Annotated in this window: 19 protein-coding genes and 3 pseudogenes; 19 read left to right on the top strand and 3 right to left on the bottom strand. The window is 61.1% G+C overall.

Going from position 1 to position 24,189, the window contains the following annotated elements:
* The first annotated feature begins 47 nt into the window (after positions 1 to 47).
* The 5 genes and pseudogenes from QN224_RS29045 (at position 48) to katG (ending at position 6,346) form a co-directional block, all read left to right on the top strand.
* Entirely contained in the window at positions 48 to 1,070 is a 1,023-nt protein-coding gene (locus QN224_RS29045; protein ID WP_283979485.1) for an amidohydrolase family protein, read from the top strand.
* A gap of 5 nt (positions 1,071 to 1,075) precedes the next feature.
* Positions 1,076 to 1,894, top strand: coding sequence for an iron-sulfur cluster assembly protein (locus QN224_RS29050; protein ID WP_283979486.1), 819 nt, complete (start codon positions 1,076 to 1,078; stop codon positions 1,892 to 1,894).
* Positions 1,895 to 1,946: 52 nt separating this feature from the next.
* Complete coding sequence (locus QN224_RS29055; RefSeq protein ID WP_283979487.1) at positions 1,947 to 3,575, top strand: molecular chaperone GroEL; 1,629 nt, start codon at positions 1,947 to 1,949, stop codon at positions 3,573 to 3,575.
* Between the two features lie 193 nt (positions 3,576 to 3,768).
* Positions 3,769 to 3,915 (top strand): hypothetical protein, encoded by a 147-nt coding sequence (locus tag QN224_RS29060; protein WP_283979488.1) that lies wholly within the window; start codon positions 3,769 to 3,771, stop codon positions 3,913 to 3,915.
* Between the two features lie 223 nt (positions 3,916 to 4,138).
* A pseudogene (gene katG, locus QN224_RS29065) lies at positions 4,139 to 6,346 on the top strand (catalase/peroxidase HPI).
* A 215-nt stretch (positions 6,347 to 6,561) separates the two neighbouring features.
* On the opposite strand, the gene QN224_RS29070 reads toward katG, so the two are convergent.
* Both QN224_RS29070 and QN224_RS29075 read right to left on the bottom strand, forming a co-directional pair.
* Entirely contained in the window at positions 6,562 to 8,586 is a 2,025-nt protein-coding gene (locus tag QN224_RS29070) for a sigma-54-dependent Fis family transcriptional regulator (protein WP_283979489.1), read from the bottom strand.
* A gap of 114 nt (positions 8,587 to 8,700) precedes the next feature.
* Positions 8,701 to 9,183 (bottom strand): hypothetical protein, encoded by a 483-nt coding sequence (locus QN224_RS29075; RefSeq protein WP_283979490.1) that lies wholly within the window; start codon positions 9,181 to 9,183, stop codon positions 8,701 to 8,703.
* A gap of 691 nt (positions 9,184 to 9,874) precedes the next feature.
* Here QN224_RS29075 and glmS point away from each other — a divergent pair.
* Together glmS and QN224_RS29085 are read left to right on the top strand one after the other, a co-directional pair.
* Positions 9,875 to 11,700: pseudogene (glmS, locus tag QN224_RS29080) on the top strand (glutamine--fructose-6-phosphate transaminase (isomerizing)).
* Positions 11,701 to 12,035: 335 nt separating this feature from the next.
* Positions 12,036 to 12,641 (top strand): annotated as a pseudogene (locus tag QN224_RS29085) (hypothetical protein).
* Positions 12,642 to 13,377: 736 nt separating this feature from the next.
* Here QN224_RS29085 and QN224_RS29090 read toward each other — a convergent pair.
* Positions 13,378 to 13,590: a helix-turn-helix transcriptional regulator gene (locus QN224_RS29090; protein WP_283979491.1), complete on the bottom strand. Its 213-nt coding sequence runs from the start codon at positions 13,588 to 13,590 to the stop codon at positions 13,378 to 13,380.
* Between the two features lie 303 nt (positions 13,591 to 13,893).
* Between QN224_RS29090 and QN224_RS29095 the strand changes: the two genes are divergently transcribed.
* From QN224_RS29095 to QN224_RS29150, 12 genes are all read left to right on the top strand, one after another.
* Positions 13,894 to 14,157: a DUF2285 domain-containing protein gene (locus tag QN224_RS29095; protein WP_283979492.1), complete on the top strand. Its 264-nt coding sequence runs from the start codon at positions 13,894 to 13,896 to the stop codon at positions 14,155 to 14,157.
* A 158-nt stretch (positions 14,158 to 14,315) separates the two neighbouring features.
* Positions 14,316 to 14,528, top strand: a complete 213-nt coding sequence (locus QN224_RS29100; RefSeq protein ID WP_283979493.1) for a DUF6499 domain-containing protein — start codon at positions 14,316 to 14,318, stop codon at positions 14,526 to 14,528.
* Positions 14,509 to 15,105, top strand: a complete 597-nt coding sequence (locus QN224_RS29105; RefSeq protein WP_283979494.1) for a DUF2285 domain-containing protein — start codon at positions 14,509 to 14,511, stop codon at positions 15,103 to 15,105. The genes QN224_RS29100 and QN224_RS29105 overlap by 20 nt, the downstream gene beginning before the upstream one ends.
* A 709-nt stretch (positions 15,106 to 15,814) precedes the next feature.
* The gene (locus QN224_RS29110; protein WP_283979495.1) at positions 15,815 to 16,099 is read left to right on the top strand and encodes a helix-turn-helix domain-containing protein; all 285 of its coding nucleotides are present in this window, start codon (positions 15,815 to 15,817) and stop codon (positions 16,097 to 16,099) included.
* 2 nt (positions 16,100 to 16,101) lie between these two features.
* A complete protein-coding gene (locus QN224_RS29115) occupies positions 16,102 to 16,962 on the top strand; it encodes a replication initiator protein A (protein ID WP_283979496.1) in 861 nt (286 codons plus the stop codon).
* Between the two features lie 250 nt (positions 16,963 to 17,212).
* Positions 17,213 to 17,731 (top strand): DUF2840 domain-containing protein, encoded by a 519-nt coding sequence (locus QN224_RS29120; RefSeq protein WP_283979497.1) that lies wholly within the window; start codon positions 17,213 to 17,215, stop codon positions 17,729 to 17,731.
* Positions 17,728 to 18,279, top strand: coding sequence for a S26 family signal peptidase (locus tag QN224_RS29125; protein ID WP_283979498.1), 552 nt, complete (start codon positions 17,728 to 17,730; stop codon positions 18,277 to 18,279). Before QN224_RS29120 ends, QN224_RS29125 begins: the two co-directional genes overlap by 4 nt.
* Positions 18,276 to 18,602: a DUF736 domain-containing protein gene (locus QN224_RS29130; RefSeq protein WP_283979499.1), complete on the top strand. Its 327-nt coding sequence runs from the start codon at positions 18,276 to 18,278 to the stop codon at positions 18,600 to 18,602. Before QN224_RS29125 ends, QN224_RS29130 begins: the two co-directional genes overlap by 4 nt.
* A gap of 149 nt (positions 18,603 to 18,751) precedes the next feature.
* Positions 18,752 to 19,588, top strand: coding sequence for a lytic transglycosylase domain-containing protein (locus QN224_RS29135; protein ID WP_283979500.1), 837 nt, complete (start codon positions 18,752 to 18,754; stop codon positions 19,586 to 19,588).
* A gap of 256 nt (positions 19,589 to 19,844) precedes the next feature.
* Complete coding sequence (locus tag QN224_RS29140) at positions 19,845 to 21,584, top strand: VirD2 family relaxase/mobilization nuclease (protein ID WP_283979501.1); 1,740 nt, start codon at positions 19,845 to 19,847, stop codon at positions 21,582 to 21,584.
* A gap of 130 nt (positions 21,585 to 21,714) precedes the next feature.
* Positions 21,715 to 23,739: a conjugal transfer protein TraG gene (locus QN224_RS29145; protein ID WP_283979502.1), complete on the top strand. Its 2,025-nt coding sequence runs from the start codon at positions 21,715 to 21,717 to the stop codon at positions 23,737 to 23,739.
* A gap of 3 nt (positions 23,740 to 23,742) precedes the next feature.
* Positions 23,743 to 24,174: a CopG family transcriptional regulator gene (locus QN224_RS29150; RefSeq protein WP_283979503.1), complete on the top strand. Its 432-nt coding sequence runs from the start codon at positions 23,743 to 23,745 to the stop codon at positions 24,172 to 24,174.
* The last annotated feature ends 15 nt before the right edge of the window (positions 24,175 to 24,189 follow it).

Here is a 24,189-nt window from a genome sequence, read left to right on the forward strand (position 1 = left end):
TTGATTGCGACGCACTGTCACCCACCACCTGTTTTGAGGAGGAAATCATGTACAAGACACCGGACGGCAAGGAAATTTTCGTAGTCGACGGCCATACCCATTTCTGGGACGGCAGCCCCGAAAACCAGCGTAACATCCATGGCAAGCAGTTCGTCGACTGTTTTTACGCCTATCACACGGCGCTGAGTCCCAAGGACCAGCTCTGGCCGAAAGAGAAATTCGAGAAATACACCGCCGACGACCTCTATCGCGACCTGTTCATCGAGGGTCCGGACGACGTGGCCATCGTGCAGTCCACGTATCTCAAGGACTTCTACAAGGACGGCTTCAACACCATTGAGCGCAACGTAGAGATGGCCAAGCGCTACCCGGACCGTTTCATCGTGAACGGTTCCTTCGATCCGCGCGACGGTGAGAAGGCTCTGGAATACATCCATTTCATGAAGGAGACTTACGACATCAAGGGCGTGAAGATGTACACGGCCGAATGGAATGGCGCCTCCAGGGGATGGAAGCTCACGGACCCGCAGGCCTACAAGTGCTTCGAGTTTTGCGAGAAGCTCGGCATCCGGAATATCCATGTCCACAAGGGTCCGACGATCATCCCGCTCAGCAAGGACGCCTTCGACGTTCACGATGTCGACCACGCGGCGACGGATTTCCAGAACCTCAACTGGATTATCGAGCATTGCGGCCTGCCGCGGCTGGACGATTTCTGCTGGATCGCGGTCCAGGAGACGAATGTCTATGGCGGGCTGGCAGTAGCACTGCCGTTCATTCATTCGCGACCGCGTTATTTCGCCGAAGTGATTGCCGAACTGCTCTTCTGGCTTGGCCCGGACAAGCTCCTCTTCGGCTCGGACTATGCGATCTGGACGCCGCGCTGGCTGGTCGAGAAGTTCTGGGCGTTTGAATTGCCGGAAGATATCGCGCGTGAGCGCGGCGTCGAGCTGACCTCGGAAGTCAAGGAAAAGATCCTCGGCCTGAATGCGGCGCGGCTCTATGACATCGACATCGCTGCCAGGAAGGCAGCGTTTGCGGGCTCGCCCTCCAGCGTCGCCGCGGAGTAGGGGTCATGGACACGGTCAGCCTTACCGTGGACCGGCGGGGCGAGCTATGGGCTCGCCTCGCGCAGGTCAACGATCCGGAGCTGGACGAGCCCGTGACAGAAATGGGATTCGTGGAGCGCGCCGAGGTGTTGCAATCGGGTAGCGTAGAGGTGGACTTCCGCCTGCCAACCTACTGGTGCTCGCCGAACTTCGCCTTCCTGATGCTCGATGGCATCCGCGAGGCGCTCGATGCACTCACCTGGGCGCCCGCCTATACGATCCGGCTTCACGACCACATGTTCGCCGAAGAAATCAATCGTGGCATTGCTGCGGGTAAGTCGTTCAGCTTGATCTTCGACGAACTCTCCGGCGACCACGATGTGGAGACGTTGCGCATAACCTTTCGCATGAAGGCTTTCAAACGGCGCCAGGAGGCGGTCCTGCTGGGGCTTCGGCGACAGGGACTAACGGACCGCGAAATTCTGAGCATGGACCTGTCTTCCCTGGATACCGCTCGCGTCGGCGGCGAGGAGACAGAGGTGCAAAAGGTGCGGTACCGGGAGGCCGTGATGCAGCGTTGGCCGGGGAGAAGAGGTGGCGATCCGGCCTTCGTGACTTGGGAAGGCGAGACGATCCCATCGGAGGCGCTGGGAGCCTACCTCGCGGGACTGCGAACGCTGCGCATCAACATGGAATTCAACGGTGCGCTGTGTCGCGGCCTCAAAACCACGCGATACAAGGAAATGGACGTCGTCGACGGAGAGCCGACCTTGGTCGATTTTATTCTCGACCGGGTACCGCCGCGCGAATGCGCAAGCCGTCCTGCTCGCAACTTAAGGCGATAGCCTTGCCAAGCTAGACCATTGGAGGAGCCGCCCACGGGCGGAAGGAGGAGATATGCCCAAACTTTTGATCCACAACTCAGACGCTCGGCGCGCGCTTGCCCGGGGGGTCTACCAACTCGCAGCCGCGGTCGAGCCGACGCTCGGCCCGAAAGGCATGAATGCGATGATCGACCGTCCCATCGGCACGCCGATGGTCACGCGTGACGGCGTCAGCATTGCCTCGGAAATCGAGCTTCATGACCGCTTCGAAAACATGGGCGCGCAAGTGGTTCGCGAAGTATCGATGCAGACGAATGAGATTGCCGGCGATGGCACGACGACGGCGATTGTTCTTGCCAACGCTCTCGTGCAGAAGGGGATCGAGGCCAATGAGCGTGGTGCGAAATCCGTCGATCTTTGCAAGGGTATCGACCTCGCCGTAACGAAAGTTGTCGAGGCGCTAAAGGAGTCCGCCAAACCTGCCCGCAATGGCAGCCTCGCTGCGGTCGCCAACATTGCTGCCACCGATCCGAGACTGGGAGCGCTCGTCGCCCAAGCGTATGAACGGGTAGGTATCGAAGGGGTGATTACCACCGACTTCAGCGTGACGACCGAAACGACACTTGATGTCGTCGAGGGCATGTCCTTTGATCGTGGCTATCTCTCGCATCACATGGTCACGGACCAGGAGAAGATGGAAGCCGTCCTCGAGCGACCGCTCATCCTGATGACGGATCTCAAGATCCGTGAGCCCGACGCGCTCGAGACTGTACGCGCACTTGCCGATAAAGCTGGTCGGCCACTGCTCATCATTGCCGAGGAAATGTCGCCGGATGTCGTCGTCACGCTGCTGGGCAAGCAGGGCCCGGGCAGATACCTGGTTGTCCATCCGCCCGAATACGGTCATTGGCGCAAGGCAATGATGGAGGATCTCGCCATCCTGACGGGCGGCCGGGTAATCGCTCGCGATCTCGGCGGGCGGCTGGAGGATGTGACGGCCGATGATCTTGGGAGCGCGGAGCGCGTGCGCGTGAGTGCGACGCATACGGCAATCATTGGCGGCGGCGGCGACGCCTCGTCAATCACCGCGCGGCGGGCGCAGGTGCAACGGCAATATGACGTCGCTCCACCCAACATCGAACAGGACAAGCTGCGCGAGCGCCTCGCCAAATTATCGGGCGGCTCGGCCGTCCTCTATGCGGGTGGTGTCACGCCCGTCGAGCAGAAGCGGGCGATTCAGCTGATCGAAGATTCGTTGCATGCGGTCAGGGCTGCCATCGAGGATGGCGTGGTCGCCGGCGGCGGAACCGCTCTCGCGCAGATCGCCCCCGTTCTGGACGGCGTTCTCGCCGAGGCGAAAGGCGACGTTGCAGAGGGTGTGCGGCTGGTCCACGCGGTGCTGTCGCGACCTCTATGGCGGATTGTCGAGAACGCGGGTGGCGACCCGGAGGCCGTGGTGGCCAAGGTTTCGAGTGTCAACGGCGGCTTTGGCTACAATGCGGCCCTCGGCGAGTATCAGAACATGTACGAGGCGGGCATCATCGACCCAGTACGGGTGACTTGCACCGCGCTCAAGAATGCGGCCTCGGTGGCAAAGCTTATTTTGACCACTGAAACGCTTGTCGGCGATCTCGCCGAGGACGAAGACCCAACCGCAGGGCCGGCGCTCGGCGGGGGCGCGGAAAAGCTCGGCCGTCCGTAGCCGTGATTTTCGTGTTTCCTCGAGCGGAGCCGGCGAGAGGAAAGACTTATAGGAATGCCCATAGCTTGAGCGGCGCCTGTGCCGTCGGAGCTCATCGCAATCGTCACCGGGCCGCATGTGCTGCCCAGGCGAGAGAATACATGTCCTCGCGGGCGACGGCCCGCGAGGGTTACCACAGCACTGGGAGAGGGAAATGAACAACTACGTCCGCGACTCCATCGGCACTTTCGCGCTCGCCTTCCTCGGGTGCGCCACCGTGCTCTTCATGCGCGGCAGCCTTCTGGGGTGTTGCCTTCGCCTTCGGCCTGTCGGTTTTGCGATGGCCTGGACGGCACTTTAGACGGTGTCTGCGGCCGATCACTGACAGGGTGAAAGTCGCAGTTGTTCGTAACGTCTAAGACATCAGAGCTATCAGAAAGGATCGCCGGGGAGCCGAACTTGAGGAGGGTTTCCGGGGCATTCAGCGCAGTTTTGCAAGCGACGGCTCCGGGACGCCATCCAGAGATCAAACGACGCCATTCATTTGAACGGCACAAACCCCATCATCGCAGAGGGAGATAGAAATGGACGCCAAAATCGACGAAACGAGTAAATGTCCTTTCATGAATGGAGCCCAGACGAGCGCTCAATCCGCCGGCACGTCGAACCACGACTGGTGGCCGAACCAGCTCAACCTGAGGATCCTGCACCAGAACTCTTCGCTTTCGGATCCCATGGGCGAGGCGTTCAGCTACGCCGAGGCGTTCAAGAGGCTTGACCTGAATGCCGTCAAACAGGACCTCTACGCGCTGATGACGGACAGCCAAGACTGGTGGCCGGCCGACTTCGGCCATTATGGCCCGCTTCTCATCCGCATGGCCTGGCATAGCGCCGGCACCTACCGCACCGGCGATGGCCGCGGCGGCGCGTCGTCCGGCACGCAGCGCTTTGCGCCGCTCAACAGCTGGCCGGACAATGCCAACCTCGACAAGGCGCGCCGGTTGCTCTGGCCGGTCAAGCAGAAATACGGCAACAGCATCTCCTGGGCCGACCTGATGATCCTCGCCGGAAACTGTGCGCTGGAATCGATGGGCTTCAAGACCTTCGGCTTCGGCGGCGGCCGTGCCGACGTCTGGGAGCCGGAGGAAGACATCTATTGGGGCATGGAGACCGAGTGGCTCGGCGACAAGCGCTACACGGGTGACCGGGAACTCGAAAATCCCCTTGCCGCCGTGCAGATGGGTCTGATCTACGTCAATCCGGAAGGACCGAACGGTGACCCCGATCCGATCGCGGCCGCCCGCGACATCCGCGAGACGTTCGCCCGCATGGCGATGAACGACGAGGAGACCGTCGCCCTCATCGCCGGCGGCCATACCTTCGGCAAGACCCACGGCGCCGGTGATGCCGCACTTGTCGGCCCGGAACCCGAGGGCGCCGGCATCGAGGAGCAGGGTCTCGGCTGGAAGAGCGGTTACGGCAGCGGCAAGGGTGGCGATACCATCACCAGCGGCCTTGAAGTCACGTGGACTTCGACGCCGACGAAGTGGAGCAACAACTTCTTCTGGAACCTGTTCGGCTATGAGTGGGAGCTGACCAAGAGTCCGGCCGGCGCGCATCAGTGGAAACCGAAGCACGGTGCGGGCGCCAATTCCATACCGGACGCGCACGACCCGTCGAAGCGTCACGCGCCATCGATGCTGACCACCGACCTCGCCCTGAGGGTCGACCCTGCCTACGAGAAGATCGCAAGGCGCTTCTACGAGAATCCGGATCAGTTCGCCGACGCCTTTGCCCGGGCGTGGTTCAAGCTGACGCACCGCGACATGGGTCCCCGCTCACGCTATCTCGGCCCGGAGGTCCCGGCAGAGGAACTGATCTGGCAGGATCCGGTTCCCGCCGTCGATCATCCCCTGGTCGACGCGGCTGACATTGCCGGCCTCAAGGCCAAGATCCTCGCATCGGGTCTCTCGATCTCCGATCTCGTCTAGACGGCCTGGGCGTCGGCTTCGACCTTCCGCGGCTCCGACAAGCGTGGCGGGGCGAACGGCGCGCGCATCCGCCTTGAGCCGCAGAAGGAATGGGAAGCCAACCAGCCTGCCCAGCTTGCAGAAGTGCTGGAAATCCTTGAAGGCATCCAGAAGGCCTTCAACGAGGCGCAGTCCGGCGGCAAGAAGGTTTCCCTCGCCGACCTGATCGTGCTCGGCGGCGCCGCCGCGATCGAAAAGGCCGCAAAGGCCGCCGGGCACGATGTCGACGTTCCCTTCGCGCCGGGCCGCACCGATGCATCGCAGGAGCAGACCGATGTGGAATCCTTCGCCGTCCTCGAGCCTATCGCCGACGGCTTCCGCAACTACCAGAAGGCCCAGTACGCGGTTTCGCCCGAGGAGCTGCTGGTCGACAAGGCGCAACTCCTGACGCTGACGGCGCCGGAGATGACCGTCCTCGTCGGCGGCTTGCGCGTCTTGAACGCGAATGTCGGACAGTCCCAGCACGGCGTCTTCACCAAGCGCCCCGGGGCACTCACCAACGAGTTCTTCGTCAACCTGCTCGATATGGGCACGGAGTGGAAGGCGTCTGCGGAAGCCCAGGACGTCTTCGAGGGACGCGACCGCAAGAGCGGCGAAGCGAAGTGGACCGGCACCCGCGTCGATCTCGTCTTCGGTTCGAACTCCGTGCTTCGTGCGATCGCGGAAGTCTACGCACAAGAGGATTCGCAGAAGAAGTTCGTGCGCGATTTCGTGGCCGCCTGGAACAAGGTGATGAACGCCGATCGCTTCGACCTCGTCTGATCAAGCCTGATGGGTGCCCCTGCATGGTTCGTTCGTCGGACTCGACCGAGGGGCCCTTGCATGTCCGGAAAATTGGGTCGGGGCGCGGTTGGGTTCGAGCCGCTTCGACGTTTCAGGAACCGCCGTCGAACATCTGCGCATCCCCGGACACGGGAGCGATGTGGCGTGCCGAGATATGGGGAAGAAAGCCAAGCAGTTCGCCGAAGACGCATTCTTTACGTGAAGCTGCGTCGGATGCCGTATTGATCGAGCTTCCGGTAAAGGGTGGGGCGGGAGATTCCGAGCCTCACGGCGACCCGGCTCAGATTGCCGTGTTCAACTTCGAGCGCGGCCCGGAGGGCTCGCTCTTCGGAACCCGGGCTATTGCAAGGTTTCTCGATGCTGAAGTTGCCCGCTGGAACGCCGACCGAAGCAGACTGAGTGCGCTCTGGGGCGGCCGCGATCTCGCGAGGCAGATCGGCAACGCATATTCGTTCGCCTCCAGCCAGCACATGCAGTCTTTCGACGAGGTTCTTCAACTCGCGCACGTTGCCAGGCCACGAATAGGCGAGGAGCATGTCGAAGGTGTCAGCGGAAAACTCAAGGGGCTGCGCTCCCGTCCGTTTGGCGATTTTGCGGTTGAAATGGTCAAGCAGGAGGGGAATATCGCCCTCCCGTTCGCGGAGCGGGGGAACGCTGACCACAACAGTGCTTATTCGATAATAAAGATCACGGCGGAACCGACCGGCCGCAACTTCCTGTTTCAAATCGCGGTTCGTTGAGGCGATCAAACGCACATCAACCGGCCGGCCGCGATTGTCTCCAAGGCGATGTACGACACGTTCTTCCAGAACCCGAAGCAGGAAGGGCTGGATGTCCAGGGGCATCTCGCCGATTTCGTCAAGACAGAGAACCCCGCCGTTGGCCAGCTCGAACGCGCCTGCCTTGCCATCTCGGCTCGCGCCCGTGAAAGCACCCGCGACGTGGCCGAAAAGCTCGCTACCGAAAAGTTCCCGCGTGATTGCGCCGCAGTTTAGGGCGATGAACGGTGCATTCTCCGAGCGGCGACTGCCAAGATGAACCAACCGGGCGAAGAGCTCCTTGCCGACGCCGGTCTCGCCCTCGATCAGTAGCGAGGTGACTTCGCTCGACTGGGCTACCCTACAGGCTATATCGATGGCGCTGAGCATTGCGTCACTTTGCCCGACGATCAGGTCCGCGGCCTCTCGTGAGGGCCATCGCGGCCGGCGAGGGGCAGGGACGGCCCCACTTTTCGCGCTGGCCGGAAAAACAAGGGCTGCGCCCCGAAACTCACCTTCCAGCGTGAGGGGGCTCACGTGGCAGGCGCGTAGCCGATCGGGAAGTGCTGCAGTAAGCTCGGCGATGTTGCGCGGACCAGACGCCGGCAGAAGTCGGCGGCCCCGTCCTGCCGCGGGGTCGGAAAATACGTCGACGCCCGGCGGGGGCACCTTGCTGCAGTAGATAGCCCGTCCAAGATGGTCGACGATTATCAGGCCATCCGTGCGGCGGTAAGAAGGGGCTTCGGCGATAAAGGCCTCAAGAAGACGGGTGCGCTGTTCGTTCTGATGTTCGGCGAGCGCCTTCTCGATCTCCCGCGCAGCGGCCGCGACCAGCGCGGTATTGTGCGGCCGGAAAATGTCAGGGTGTCCGGACAGGTCGACCACGCCGATGATCTTGCCGTCGAAGGGGTCGCGTATCGGCGCGCCTGCGCAGGTCCACGACTTGATCCCGGCGCAGAAATGTTCCGCAGCGTGTACGAAGACCGGTTCTCCGGCCCAAAGTGCGGTGCCGATGCCATTGGTGCCGACGACGTCTTCCGTCCATTTGCCGCCGATGCCCAGGTGGATATCCATGCCGTTGTGGATCGTGCGCTTATCGCCGATCACATCAATCAACACCCCATCCTCGTCGGCCAGTACCATCATCGCTCCGGTGCCATCAAGTAGGCTTCCGACGACGGCGAAGGAGCGTCGTGCCGCTGCCAGCAACTCACCGCTGTTGCGCGTCAGGTGCTCGATATCATCCTTGCTATTGCTGAGGGGCGCTTCGTGCCGCTGCTCGTCGGTACCGCCGGAAATGCAGCGCTCCCAGGAATCATGTATCAGGCCTCGAACAGGAAAACGGAGACGGGTCTCTTCAGTTTTTCCGGCCAACAGATTTTCCCAGGCGGACATCGTCGCATATTCGTTGTAACCATCCACCCGCAAAAGCGATGTTCTGACTTTTTTCCCTGACGGCATCCGAGCGCGCTTGGTCCTTCCATTTCTTGGTGGCTTGAGGCCCGACCTGCAATCGATCGAGTTGACGTTGACTCCATGTTTACCGGAATGCTTTCTGAAGGAGCTAACGGCAGTCTATTCGGCGATCCCGAGCGTCGAGCCGAGTTCCCCCGCGAGTTGCTCTTCGGTGTAGTCCGGCCGAAGGGGCCTGCCGTCGAATTCGGCGAGTGCGACGGCAGAGGTCGCGTCCAATGGGGAGACGAAGCCATTCTCTTTCGTGGCGAGCACGAAGACGTCCGCGCCATTTCTTCGTCTGATCTCACCGAGATACTGGATTTGTCGCGCGGTGTTCCTATCCACTACCACCACGCGGCCGTTTAGACTGACACGAATGTAGGGACAGGCCTCCTCGGAAGAGGGACTGCCCGCGCCCGTGTGGTGGATGATTAGTCCTCGCGCTTTTGGGATCTCCGGCCGGGCCATCCTGTTGACCGAATAGGCGCCCCCGCTGATGTGGTCGGCAATACGTGTTATGACCCCGCGGTTACGCTCGACCAGTTGCTTGATCTCAGCGTCTTCACGGCGTGGCCCATCCCGCTTCGAAATGATCTCGACCATTGAACCTCCTCCCAAAGATCTCGCTGGTCGGAGTGTCTCTCGATCACTCCTCAAGTCTGGCAACATGCCTTGCCGCAATCGTCAACTTAACAAATCGCAAGCCCGATGGGTAGTAATGGTTTGCTACAGATGGTTTGAATGCTCAACCGGAATCGGGCCTCATGATGAGCGGTTAGCGGCTGAAAGCGTAACGCCGGCTAACTTCACAAGAGCCCCTTCATGGCCAGATCAATATGTTCGAGCAATTGCCCAGGATTGCTGAGGGGGCCGATGCGCATCTTACTTCTCAGCGGCAGCTTCCCTGTCTGAGCGGCTGCATGGCGCCCTGGGGACGTTCAGTCATCAATGCGTCGATAGAAACGAAGAGTCGGAGATCAAGGCCCTTCAAACGCGTTATCCCGGTGCATTAATTGCACGAATGAGTGTGATCCAAAGAATCAATTTTCACCAGCCTGGTGAGTGCCATTAGAAAGCGCTGGTCAGAAATCAAGTGTATCGCCGGTAGCTTGATTCTCGGCACGAAAATTCTACCACCGGCATTTCGCCAGCGTCGCGATTGACGGTGGCAGGCGATGTGCATCGAAGAAGTCATCGCGTGTCTGGGGGCGATACGCGAGCTACTGATGTAGCCTTGCTCACGTGCGGTATTTGAGTACGCCGCGATCGGCGTGGAAGGGGCGCGGAGAGGGTTATGTGCGGGATTGTTGGCATCGTGGGTAGTCAGCCGGTATCGGAGCGGTTGGTCGATGCGCTGAAGCGGCTCGAATATCGCGGTTATGATTCGGCCGGCGTTGCGACCATCGATGAGGGCCGGTTGAAGCGCCGCCGCGCCGAGGGGAAGCTCTTCAATCTCGAAGCGAAGCTGAAAGAGGAGCCATTGGCCGGCAGCATCGGCATCGCCCACACGCGTTGGGCGACGCATGGCGCGCCGACGGAGCGCAACGCACATCCCCATTTCACCGATGGTGTTGCGGTAGTCCACAACGGCATTATCGAGAACTTCGCCGAACTGAAGGATGAACTTGCTGCGTCGGGTGTCGAGTTCCGCACTGATACCGATACGGAAGTCGTGGCACATCTCCTGGCGAAATACCATCGCGATGGTATGGGACGCCGCGAAGCGATGCACGCGATGCTGAAGCGCGTCACCGGTGCCTATGCGCTTGCCGTGCTCTTTGAGGATGAACCATCGACGATCATGGCAGCCAGAAATGGGCCGCCGCTCGCGATCGGCCATGGCGACGGCGAAATGTTCCTGGGGTCGGATGCGATTGCCTTGGCGCCGTTCACCAATGAAATCACCTATCTGATCGATGGCGACTGGGCCGTTATCGGCAGGAGCGGCGCACACATCTTCGACCTTGACGGCAATGTCGTCACGCGGCCGCGTCAGATTTCGATGGCTGCGGCCTATTTGGTCGACAAGGGCAACCATCGCCATTTCATGGAGAAGGAAATCTACGAGCAGCCGGAGGTCATCTCTCACGCGCTCGGCCATTACATCAACTTCATCGAAAACCGCGTGACCGCTGTTTCCGATGCCATCGATTTCGCCAAGGTGCCGAGCCTTGCGCTTTCGGCCTGCGGCACCGCCTACCTCGCCGGGCTGATCGGCAAGTACTGGTTCGAGCGCTATGCGCGCTTGCCGGTTGAAATCGATGTCGCTTCAGAGTTCCGCTATCGCGAGATCCCGCTCTCGCCGCAATCGGCCGCTCTCTTCATTTCGCAGTCGGGCGAAACGGCCGATACGCTGGCGTCGCTCAGGTACTGCAGGGAACACGGGCTGAAGATCGGTGCCGTCGTCAACACCCGCGAATCGACGATCGCACGGGAGTCCGACGCTGTCTTCCCGATCCTCGCCGGTCCGGAGATCGGCGTCGCATCGACCAAGGCCTTCACCTGCCAGCTTGCCGTGCTCGCCGCGCTTGCCGTCGGCGCCGGCCGGGCGCGGGGCACGGTCAGCGAGCAGGAAGAACAGGCGCTGGTGAAAAGCCTTGCCGAGATGCCACGCATCATGGGCCAGGTGTTGAACAGCATCCAGCCGAAGATCGAGTGCCTGTCGCGCGAATTGTCGAAGTGCCGCGACGTGCTCTACCTCGGCCGCGGCACCAGCTTCCGCTGGCGATGGAAGGCGCGCTGAAGCTCAAGGAGATTTCCTACATCCACGCGGAAGGCTATGCCGCCGGCGAACTGAAGCATGGCCCGATCGCGTTGATCGACGAGAACATGCCCGTCATCGTCATAGCGCCGCACGACCGCTTCTTCGACAAGACGGTCTCGAACATGCAGGAAGTCGCCGCCCGTGGCGGGCGCATCATTCTTATCACGGACGAAGCGGGAGCTGCGGCGTCGAAGCTCGACACGATGCATACGATCGTGTTGCCGAACGTCGATGAGATCATCGCGCCGATGATCTTCGCGTTGCCGATCCAGCTTCTTGCCTATCACACGGCCGTGTTCATGGGCACCGATGTCGACCAGCCGCGCAACCTGGCAAAGTGGGTCACCGTCGAATGATCATGAGGCCGGAAACGGGACGTTTCCGATCGTGCATGTTCCCGCTCCAGGACGAACTCGGCCCGTTTGGGCAAAAACCGCTCCCTTGCATTGACGAACATCTTTCGCTCCCCCCGCATTTGGTTCAACCCTTCGATAGAGCAAGCCGGTCGTGGACACCGCCACGCGACCGTCATCGAAAAGGCGCTTGTAGAGAGGATGTCCTCAGTCCACCCTCAGCAGGGGAGATATTCGCCGGCAGTCACGTCATGGTGCCCGGCCCGAAGGGCGTGTGAGGAAACGATAGCTGCAGCGCGATTGCAGTCCAGGTTTTGCTCAAGGTTGGGGGGAACACTATGAAAACACCTTGGAAGTTCCTTGCTCAACTGACGTCGCGGCGAAAACCGACGAAAGTGCAAGAGAATTCGATTGGACACGACACTGATCCCGAGGCTCTTGAAAGCGAAGCGGAACAGCTCAGCACTTCCGTCCGATGATCCAACGGAAGCGTCCAGCACACCTGATCACGATGCGGATATCGCTGTTGATCAAGTACCAATGGTATCGGGTAAGGCGAACGGCGATGCCGCTGTCGAGAGGCAACGGGCCTGCCGATTGATATTGAAAAGGCTCAATCCCCTGCGTCCAGTGAAGCCCATCATTCGGGTGTCGAGGCGGATGCATCGGGGGCTAAAGGCGAGGCAAGCACACCGTCCCAAAGAAAACCGGGGATGAGGCGTCGAGAGCGTGCGAAGAAAGCCCGCGCCCACGTGATTGCGCAGAGCGCTGTCGCCACAAATGAGTCTCAAAGCGTACAACCCTCGTCCGCCGGGGATCCGTTCTTCGATGAAGTGGCAATCCTCGACGAGGAAATTAACGAGCTGCGACGCCTGCTGGCCCAAAAGCTTTATCTGCAGAACGTCCAGCTTAAAAAGATGCTTCAGCGTTTCGACGTTTTTTGACCTCGACGTCAACTGACGCTGGACTTGGGGAGATGCTGCAGGACGTAATTCGCCGACGCTTTGAGCCCTGCTCGGAAGCGGGAGCCGGCGGTGTGCCAGCAGGTCGGCTAGCCGTGCGGCTGGACGGGACGAATTCATGTCCCACCATCCCGACCTATGGCCCATGCCAACGCTGTTGTCCTGGACTTCCACGACCTCGGAAGTCGACAAGGACGCCTTCATTGCAGCGTTTAACGGTTGCTTCCAGGCGAAATGTCGGGACTAGCCCTGGTTCCTGGCCCTTCCGGAGGCCCCGAAAGATGGAGCATCGGCGTCGAGACGATGCAGAACGCCTTATAGAACGTTGCAAACAAGGGCTCGATCTCAATGGAAAATTCAGGAAGAGCAACCAGACCGCCTTCCTGAAAGAGGTGATGCTTAGGGAGCAGGCCCGGCCTGAGTGTTCGCGCGTGCCCGCCGGAATCGATCTCTGCCGGGCATGTCGGCCCACGCACCAAGTCGCATCAGGCTACGTGCCTTGATGTCGAGGCAAAGGCAAGGGCCTGCTTGAAACGCGCAGAGGACCGGAAGCGAAGCAAGTTTTCGCTTCCGGTTCTTCGGCCCGCCGCAAGTCAACCCTGTTGCTCTGGAACCTGCCGCATTTGAGCAAAGCGAGAACCCTCCATTACCGTTCTTGTTTCGCAAGTGTAACTGTGGCGCTTCCGCCCGCTCGCGAAAGCACTGTCAGGACAGTCTGCTAAGATGTGCGTCGCAAAAGGTCACACGGATCGACGCCAAGGCAATCTGCGATGCGCCCGAGGACTGTGACACTGGCGGACACTCTTGCACGTTCGATCGCGCCGACGTAACGCATGCTCAACCCAGCCTGCGCCGCCAGTTCCTCCTGGGTCAGTTTCTTCGCGTGGCGAATGCGACGCAGATTGACCGCCATGGCGTCCTTCAAGTCCATGGCTGATGGGAAACAGACTAGGAATGATCGTTCTAGGAACGATCATTCCTATTCGTCACGGATGTGGTATAAGGCAAGCCGAAATGTTTGAGCTCGAAGCGGCAAGCCCATCGCTTCATCAGCCCGTCGAATGGGACTTCAAACACCTTCGGGTTTCAATGGTCTTTACAACTGCAACTGTTCGTTCATTTCAGCGATAACCGCATTCCGGACTTGCCAGAAAGTTGGCGTTATGAAACTCTTACCTCGGCCGATGGGTTGCAGCCCGACTGGAACGGGCGCCCGCATAGTGAGGACTGATCGATGAGCAAGCCCTTGCGCGAAGACGGCCCCCCTCTGACCGAGAGAGTGAACGACTACGATGAAGCTCACTTCTCAACCTATCTCCGCCTGCTCGACGCCGACGCGGAAGGCGCTGACTGGCGCGAGGCGGTCAAGATCATCTTCGGCATCGATCCTGAGGCCGATCCTGTCCGGGCAAAACGTATTCACAACACCCACCTTGCTCGCGCCCGCTGGATGACGGAGGTCGGTTACCGGCACCTGCTCGATCCCCGCATGCAATGATGTTCCGGGAACGCCACGTTGCCGCCATTCATCAAGATACGCATTTTTTTGAGGGAATTGTGCGGGGGCGCCATTCCAAATTTCGGGGTTGTTCCCCTCCCGGCGCGATGAATAGATGAGCGACTCTCTCATGTTCGCATCCGGAAAGGGATTTGCCGATGGAACCATTAGAGGATTGGCGCTCGCCGAAGTTCGAACAGGAACTTGGCCGTTTGGATCGAGGCGGCATCAGCTTCGAATTTCTCAGACGCAATGACGAGTATCGGGCCGATTACAAGGCCGCAACGGACGAGAGTTCCAAGGACACTCACGCGCTCGTTGCGGCGAGGGAGGGCTTGACCCGGCGGTGGGGTGTCATGTTTCCCCGTTAACCCGTACCGGCCCGCCAGCAATTCCAATCCCATCTGGGTACCGCAGCTCTATCCGGCAACGCTTATCGTCGCGCCGGCGCCGCCCGGTTTCGAGGACTGCCTTTCCCTCGACCCCGGAGCCTTGCCAACTGCAAACGCCGTTCATCGCGACGGCTTCCATGTGTGCATCCCGGATGCCGATGGTCTTCATCGACTGTGGTTTCCGAACGGCGATGCGCCGCTCAAGGCCGCCGTCGTCATTCCGCTCGACGCTCATCTTTCCGAGCGCCTGCTGAGCCTGCAGCGATGGCACCGCTGGCTCTCGCGCAACGCATCCCGTCCGTGGCCGCGCTGGCAACGCTTCTCGCCCTACCGGGTTCACCGCTTCAGCCTGATGCTGCGCGCCTGGGATGGCGTCAGCAAGGGTGCAGCCCGGCAAGAGGTTGCGAGCGTCCTTCTCAATCCGGACCTCAAGACGCTGCGCTCCATCGACTGGAAAAATACGCCGGAGCGCCGCAGGGTCCACCGCCTCTTGAAAGCCGCACGCGCCCTGATCGAGGGAGGTTATAGCCGCCTTTTGAAACCTGGTTCCGAATAGGGTGATGCCCGCCGGCTGGTCGTCGGATAAGGCCACGGCGCCTGGCGGCGCCGTGGCTCTCCTCTCTCTGACGTCCCAGTTTACGCCAGCCCATCCGGCGTCAAGGCCATCGCGCTCTCCTCCAATTTTCTGGCGCCTTCCCTCGCATGGCTCGGGCCGCTTCGCGACGGCACCAGAAAATCGACTCCCCCGCTCGCCGCACTGCGGCTGCGTTCCGCGGTCCTTGATCCCTCTGGTCTACAGCGTGGGCTACTTTCGTCAGAGACACGAAAGGAGATGACACATGTCTGAATTCGACCATCTCGCCTGTTTACGAATGCTCTCGGGCTTTCGGCTCGTGGTTCTCGCCAACAGCTTCGGCGCTGAGGACGAATTTTCCAACGCGCTTCATGCTGATCGACGGCGTCGAAGCCGCGATCCCATTCTCCCGCCGAATCATGAAAAATGGAGCGCGAAGCGTCCGACGGGCCGGCTCTCATCTCTTCCTGCCCGGGAGCGATGACGGCCAGGATCGACTGGCCGCCAACGCCATGAAGGGGCATGCAACATCTTTTCAGGCCAAGATCACGTCGGCTTGGCTCGTCCTTCTCCATTGCAGGGGGACGTTCCCACGAACCCACGCATTCTGTCACTCCGCCCTGCCTTGTGACCTTCGCCATCGTCGCAACCGACCCGCCCGTTCCGTGGCGGTTGCGACGGAGGACCCACAATGCAACAGAAAACCGATCCTGACTGGCCGCGCTTCGTGCGCACACCCGAGGCTGCTCAACTGCTCGATCTTTCTCCCCGAACCCTCGAAAAGCACCGCTGCGAGGGAACAGGCCCGATATACCGGAAGCTTGGGGGCCGGGTGGTCTACTCGGTCGCCGACCTTCAAGCCTGGGTCGAGGCCGCCGCCCGCAAGTCGACGGCGCATCCCAGATCGAAGGAAAGCGCGCCGCGGCCGCGTATAACCGGCGGCACGGCCGCCGTTGCCCTGACCCCCGGGCGATAAACATGACATCGCACCGGACATATCAAGGCGAGCAGCTCGAACTGTTCCAGGCACGTGGCGGCGGAATTGCTACGCGCGATGCTCAGGACCTGATGTCATGGCCATTCTTCTCACTTGCCAAGTCCCGCCGCGTGACGCCGATCGACTTCCGCATGGGGGACGTCTGGCTCCGCGTCGAGGCGACCGCAGAGCACGGCATGGCGACTATTTGGGATGCAGACATTCTGATATGGGCCGCTTCGCAGATTGTGGAGGCGCGCGACAAGGGCCTGCGCACGTCGCGCTTCATGTCGGCAACACCCTACGAGATTCTCACTTTCATCAGCCGCGACGACTCCGCCCGCAGCTATGAACGGCTGAAAGCGGCTTTCGATCGACTGCAGTCCACTACTGTCGTTACCTCGATCCGCCAACTGTCCGAACGGCGGCGCCATCGCTTCTCGTGGATCTCCGAATGGAAGGAGCGGCTCGATGCCGCCGGCCGACCACTTGGCATCGAGCTGATCCTTGCGGACTGGTTTTATGCCGGCGTTATCGACAATGCGCTTATCCTGACCATCGACCCGGCCTACTTCAGCCTGACGGGTGGCCTCGAGCGCTGGCTTTACCGCCTAGTGCGCAAGCACGGAGGACGTCAGACATGGGGCTGGAGCTTCGATCTTAAGCACCTGCATCTGAAATCCGGCAGCCTATCACCGCTCCGGCGCTTCCGCTTCGAGATCAGGTCCATCGTCGGCCGCCAGCCGCTTCCGGGCTACCGGCTCGCGCTTTCCATCGACACGAACGGGTGCGAGCGTCTGACCTTCCGACCGGTGAGCCCAGAGCGTCCCGTCTCACAGCGCGTTGCGGGAGCGTTATCATGAGCGGTTTCCCGCCGATCCGTGAAAGAGGCAGCAGTGGACAAGCTGTGGATGGGCCCGTGCTATCGGGAACACTCAAGCCCGTGCCATCGGGAACACCATTCCCGTGCTATCAGGAACGCGGACCGGTCGTAAGCTTCGGATTCAGAAGAGGAATTCCGGCGCCTTTTAACATACCTAACAAAGAATCCTTCAGATTCTTCCTAACGCACCCCCGCAAATCTGCTGCTGTGGAGCGCAAGGGAGAAACGCCATGAAGGGGTACCCGAAGCCTGACGACTTTCCCGTGGGAGCGACGTTGGTCGAGCTCACATGGCGCAAAGGACGGATCGAGCACTGGATCCGCTTCGGAAAGTTCGCCGCCGAGCAAAGGCTCGGACGGGAAAGACGCATCGTCGGATTTGCGCCAGGCTGCGTCTTCGCCTTTGTGCGTTGGGCGGCGAACGACTACGGCACGGTGATCTCCCGTATCGATATCGTGCGTGCCGTCTATGCCGGTGAAGCGTACCAGACCCTGCCGTTCGTTCGGCCGGGAGGCGACATTCTCCTGCGCCTCCATAACTGGCCTAAGGTCGAAACCGCGCTCATCGCGATTGACGCGATCGAGGCGCTCGGCATCGATCCCGTTGATGTCGCGCCCGAGCATTGGCGGCATCTCCACAATCGCCTGAGCGTCAATGAGCCCTTCCGCTCCTATTCGCACGAGCAGCACCGCGCCTGGCTAAAGCGGGCGACCATCGGCGATCCTTCCGCGGACGGAGAAGCACGATGACGCGCTTTGCCTGGATCATTGCAACCTATGTCTCGGCTCTTGCAGCGACGGCTTTTGCTATCCTCCAGCCGCAGAAGAAGCTGATCTGGAACGCCTCTGCCAGCGCGCCGGTCGGGCTCTATCGTGTCGAGACGACCGACCATATCAACGTCACCGATCTGGCCGTGGTCATGCCCCCCGACAACGTCGCCAGCTTCCTCGATCAACGCCAGTATCTGCCGAAGGGCGTGCCGCTCTTGAAGCGCGTGCTGGCACTTGCGGGCACCACGGTCTGCCGTGAAGGCGGAACGATCACCGCCTATGACGCCGTCTATGGCGTGGCGCTAGACCGCGACAGCCGCGACCGTCCTCTACCCGTTTGGCAGGGCTGCGTCACGCTTCGACAAGACCAGGCCTTCTTCATGAACTGGGACGTGCCCGACAGTCTCGACAGCCGGTATTTCGGGGCGCTTCCGCTTTCGACTGTCATCGGTCGCGCCGTTCCCGTCTGGACCATCGACGAACCTTCCCAATCCACTTCATCAACCCACGAAAGGCACCCGCAATGACTCATATCGGAACCTTCACGCGCAAGGATGACGGCTTCTTCGGGCGCATTCGCACGCTCACTCTCGACACCGAAATCACGATCTTGCCGGCTGACGAGACGGACGTCGAGAACGCGCCAAACCACCGCGTCTTTGCCGCTGGTCAGGAAGTCGGAGCGGCATGGGATCGCACTGGTGAGCGCGCCGGCAGCTATCTTTCGGTCGCAATCGATGATCCATCTTTCATCGAGCCGATCCGCGCGCGTTTGTTCGCATCTGATACCAGGAAGGATGTCTGGAATCTTCATTGGACGCGAAATGTCCGGCGCGACGAACAGGGCTGAGCCATGCGCATAGTCGTTCTCGCCATTCTTCAGGCTCAATCCCCTTGATCGATTGTGCACCGATTAATCCCCTCAACCCGATCGTCTTCGCGACAGCCGGCGCCCGCAGCGAAGGTCAAGGGCGGCGGCCAGTTTTCCGGAAGACGGGCATGTCTTCCGGCGATGCCCGTCCGGAAAATCTTGACCGCCGGCAAAGCCTCGCCCTTGGCCGCACCGAGCACGATGGCAGGCTCGCAGCAGTTCGAGAACATGGCGTTGGCCCGGTCATGCGAGCGATCATGGCCTTGCCGATCGCACTAACAATGATCGTCTCTCTGCCTGGCGTTGCATCCGCCGATCCGCCGTCGAACGATCGGTTCGCGAACCGTGCGTCCGTTTCCTCGTCGTCCGATCCCTATGCCCGCTTCGTCGCCGAGGCCGCCAAACGCTTCGCCATTCCCGAGCGCTGGATACGCGCCGTCATGCATGTCGAAAGCCGGAACAACCCGGCCGCGGTCTCGCCGAAAGGTGCGATGGGGCTGATGCAGATCATGCCCGCGACGTGGCATGAATTGCGCACTCGTTATCGCTTGGGTCAGGACGCTTTCGATCCGCGCGACAACACTCTGGCGGGCGCTGCTTACCTCGCTGAACTGCATGATCTCTACGGTTCACCTGGTTTTCTGGCAGCTTACAATGGAGGCCCCGGTCGCTACGAAAAGCACCTCGTTACCGGCGACCCATTGCCCTCCGAGACCGTCCAGTACGTGGCGAAGGTCGCGCCCATGATCGACACGGCGTCCGTCGTGCAAGTCGCCGCGCGTTCAGAGCGCAGTGGGTGGGCCGGTTCACTATTGTTCGTCGTGCAGCGAAATCACCCAAACAGTTCTCGTCACGATGCCCGCCGACTGACCTTCGGTCGCTCGGAGCACGAACTCGCAATTGTCGATTTATCGGCGCTCGTGCCGGCGTCCGGTGGTCTGTTCGTTCGACGCGCGGCGGAGTAGGAGGGCCAACGATGAGCAGCGTGGTTTTGAGCGCAGGCGCGAAGCCAACGGTAGTTTTAGCGGAAAGGAGCGGGGGAGCGAGGGACCGACCGGGGCATGGCAAGATAAAAGGCCGCACATCGCGGCTCGGACTGTCGGTTGATTTAATTGGGTATTTGGGCCATTTGCGCACATCGCCCGCGCGAATCGCGATGTGCTCGCCTCCGAATTATCGTTGCCTTTCAACGAAAATCACACATCGCGCCGGATTATCTCGATGAACAGGGACGATGATTTCCGCGTCCGGCCCGGGCGCATCCGATCCTCCAGAAGTCAGAGGGCGCGGCCCTTCATTGCCCAGGCGCTCGCGGCGATCGAGAAGGCCGGCGGGCGTGTCTCCCGCTCCGGCAAGATCAGCAGGGGCAACGGCCGCAGCCCGAGCTTCGCGCGCGGCCGTGTCGCAAGCGTCCGCGCCAATCGCTTCATCACCAACCGGACGCGGCTTTGCACGGTCAAGGCGCGGGTCGTGCGTAACAATGGCCGTCGTGCGCCTCTGTCGCGGCATCTCGACTATCTGCGGCGCGACGGCGTCACCCGCGACGGTGAAAAGGCGCACATGTTCGGCCCCGACAGCGACAACGTCGATGCGAAAGAGTTCGCTGAGCGGTGCGAGGATGACCGGCATCATTTCCGGTTCATCGTCTCGCCGGAAGACGCGGCCGACATGGAGGACCTGAGGCGCTTCACCCGCGAACTGATGAGCCAGGCCGAGAAGGACCTCGCCACCAGGCTCGACTGGATTGGGGTCGATCATTGGAACACTGACAATCCGCATGTCCACGTGATCCTGCGCGGACGCACGGACGACGGCCAGGACCTCGTCATCAACCGCGACTATATCCGCTCCGGTCTCCGTGACCGGGCACAGGACCTCGTCACGCAGGAGATGGGGCCGCGAACCGATCTTGACATCAATCGTTCGCTCGACCGCCAGATCGACGTGGACCGCTGGACTCAACTGGACCGACAGCTTATCCAGGACGCTAACGCCCATGGTATTATCGATGTGGCGCCGTCAGCGGATGCGCAGCCCGACGAATATTTGGTCCAAAAGGTAGGCCGGCTTCGCTATCTCGAACGTCTTGGCCTTGCGCAAACCGTCGGTCCCGGCCAATGGATCGTCGCCGAAGAAGCCGAAGCCATCTTGCGGGAGCTCGGCACCCGCGGCGACATCATCAAGCGGATGCATCGGCTCCTGTCGGAGCAGGGAATCGAGCGTGGTGCTGCCGATTTTGTGCTTGCTGGCGAGGCGCAGGACGCGCAGGTTATCGGCCGGCTGGTCGAACGCGGCCTTGACGACGAACTGCGTGGCACCGCCTTTGCCGTCGTCGACGGCATCGACGGCCGCATCCATCACATCCGGGTTCCCGACCTCGAAGCGACGGGCGACAGCGCACCGGGTTCCATCGTCGAATTGCGGATGTTTCATGCGAGAGGCGAGTCGCGCGTGGCGCTAGCAGTGCGCTCTGATCTCTCGCTTGCGGCGCAGATCAGGGCCGATGGCGCGACCTGGCTCGATCGCCAGTTGATTGCACGCGGCCCAAGTGATCTCGGAGGCGGCTTCGGACTTGAGGTAAGACAGGCGATAGAGGCGCGTACCGAACATCTGATCGGGGAGGGACTTGCGCGTCGCGAGGCGGGGAGGGTAGTTTTTGCCCGTAACCTGCTTAGCACTCTGCGCCAGCGCGAGCTTGACGCGCTCGGCGAGAAGCTCGCTCATGACTTGGGCATGCCGTTGCAGCAGGCGGCTCAAGGGGACTATGTCTCCGGCACCTATCGCCATCGCTTGACGCTTGCCTCCGGTCGCTTCGCCATGATCGACGACGGGCTCGGTTTCAAGCTCGTGCCGTGGACGCCGTCCATGGAGAAGCATATCGGCCAACATATCTCCGGCATTGCCCGAGTAGACGGGGGGATCGACTGGAGCTTCGGCCAAAAACGCGGGCTCGGTCTTTGAACTGCAAGGGACAAGTATTTTTACGAGCACGGTCTCTCCGCTACGACACCGGCTGCCTGGCGCGTTGCGAAGCATGTCTCTATGCCTTTCCACTGCAGCATTGCTTCGTTTGCAGAAGGAAGAGATCGCTTTGCCAGCCACGCGCGTCCTCTGGAGCCAGATCATCGTCGTCTTGCTTATCGTGCTTGTCGCCATCTGGGGCGCGACTCAGTGGACGGCATGGCGGCTCGGCTTCCAACCGCAACTGGGGCTGCCGTGGTTCGAGCTGGCAAACCTTCCCGTCTATCCGCCGCCCGCGCTGTTCTGGTGGTGGTACTTCTATGACGCCTATGCGCCGCACGTTTTTCTCGAAGGGGGCGTGCTTGCCGCCTCCGGTGGGCTGCTTGCGATTACGGCGGCTGTCGCCATGTCAATCTGGCGGGCACGCGAGACGCAAGAGGTTCACACCTACGGTTCCGCCCGCTGGGCCGAGCGCGGTGAGATCGAGAAGGCCGGCCTGCTCGGTGAGGACGGCGTCGTGCTCGGTCGCTTTGAGGACGCCTATCTCCGCCATGACGGCGCCGAACATGTCCTCTGCTTCGCACCGACACGCTCGGGCAAGGGCGTGGGTCTCGTCGTGCCAACACTCTTGACGTGGCCCGGCTCAGCCATCGTTCACGACATCAAGGGTGAAAATTGGGAACTCACGGCAGGCTTCAGGGCGCGGCACGGCCGGGTCCTGCGGTTCGATCCGACCAACTCAAACTCCGCCGCCTTCAATCCACTCCTTGAGGTCCGAAGGGGCGAAGGGGAGGTGAGGGATGTCCAGAATGTCGCCGATGTCCTGGTCGATCCCGAAGGGTCGCTCGAGAAGCGGAACCATTGGGAGAAGACGTCCCACTCGCTTTTGGTCGGCGCGATCCTGCATGTCCTCTATGCCGAGAAGGACAAGACGCTCGCGGGTGTCGCGGCCTTCCTTTCCGATCCGCGCCGGCCGATCGAGTCGACCCTCGCGGCGATGATGACGACGCAACATCTTGGAGAGAACGGCCCACATCCCGTGATTGCCAGTGCTGCACGGGAGCTGCTCAACAAATCCGACAATGAACGTTCCGGTGTGCTGTCGACGGCCATGTCGTTTCTGGGGCTCTACCGCGATCCCGTTGTGGCAACCGTCACCCGCCGATGCGACTGGCGGATCGCCGATATCGTAGGAGGGGCAAAACCGGCGACGCTCTTTCTGGTCGTACCGCCGTCCGACATATCGAGGACCAAGCCGCTGGTGCGACTCGTGCTCAACCAGATCGGCCGGCGATTGACTGAGGATCTTCATTCGCGCGATGCCCGGCACCGTATGCTGATGATGCTCGACGAGTTTCCCGCTCTCGGCCGGCTCGACTTTTTCGAGAGCGCGCTGGCCTTCATGGCTGGCTACGGGATCAAGGCATTTCTCATTGCGCAGAGTCTCAATCAGATCGAAAAGGCCTACGGCCCTAACAATTCCATTCTCGACAACTGCCACGTGCGGGTGAGTTTCGCCACCAACGATGAGCGGACCGCCAAGCGCGTCTCCGATTCGCTCGGCACTGCGACCGAGATGCGCGCGATGCAGAACTACGCCGGCCATCGGCTGGCGCCCTGGCTGTCGCACCTGATGGTCTCGCGCTCGGAGACGGCAAGACCGCTACTCACACCAGGCGAAGTCATGCAGCTTCCGACCGACGATGAGATTGTAATGGTAGCCGGCATCTCCCCGATCCGAACGAAGAAGGCACGGTACTTTGAAGATGGGCGGTTCAGGGAACGTGTTCTGCCTGCTCCAGCGACCGACGGGCTCGGCGAGATTCGCGCCGCAACGGATGACTGGTCGAGCTTGGGGACCACGGAGGTCAAATCGACAACTGTCGGCAACTGGACCACGAGTGCGAGAGGACCTCGGCCGGAAAGCTCCGATTCAAGCGGCGATGCGGCGACTACAGGTCTTCGACGCGAGCCGGCACTGGAGGATTACAAGGAGATCGTACCGGAAAAACGAATGGTCCCGCCAATCAATGAGTTCGAGTTGGATACCAACGAGCCGGAAGGCGATGTCGCCGCAGATCGTGCGCTTTCGCACCGAATGCGCCAGGTCGCTCGACAGATTTCGATGGACCCAGGCGACGGTTTGGATTTGTGAGACATGGCAGTGCGTCCAGACAAGAAGCAGCGGCTGTCGGTTTATCTCGAATTGGATCTGAAGCGCCGGCTTTCCGATTTTGCCGATCGACGAGGGCAATCTGGTTCGCTCGTCGCAGAGGCAGCTATTGCCTCTTTCCTTTCGCCCGATGCAGATGAGCGCAAAGAGGCGGCGGTCACGAGACGCCTCGATCGGATCGATCGTAGCCTTCACCGGGTTGAGCGGGATCTGGAGATCACGAGCGAAACTCTGGCGCTGTTTATTCGGTTCTGGCTAAACTCCACAGTTCCACTGCCAGACACAGCGCAGGTGGCAGCACGAGCTAAGGGTGGAGAGCGCTACGAGCAATTCATTGCGGCTCTTGGCCGTCGCCTGTCGCACGGTACGAAGCTCCAACAGGAGGTGTCTGAAGAGGTCGCCAGCCAAGAACACTAGCACTACTTTGGCGGA

Origin of the sequence: Sinorhizobium sp. 7-81, from assembly GCF_030124405.1 — a bacterium.
GTDB lineage: Bacteria > Pseudomonadota > Alphaproteobacteria > Rhizobiales > Rhizobiaceae > Sinorhizobium > Sinorhizobium psoraleae.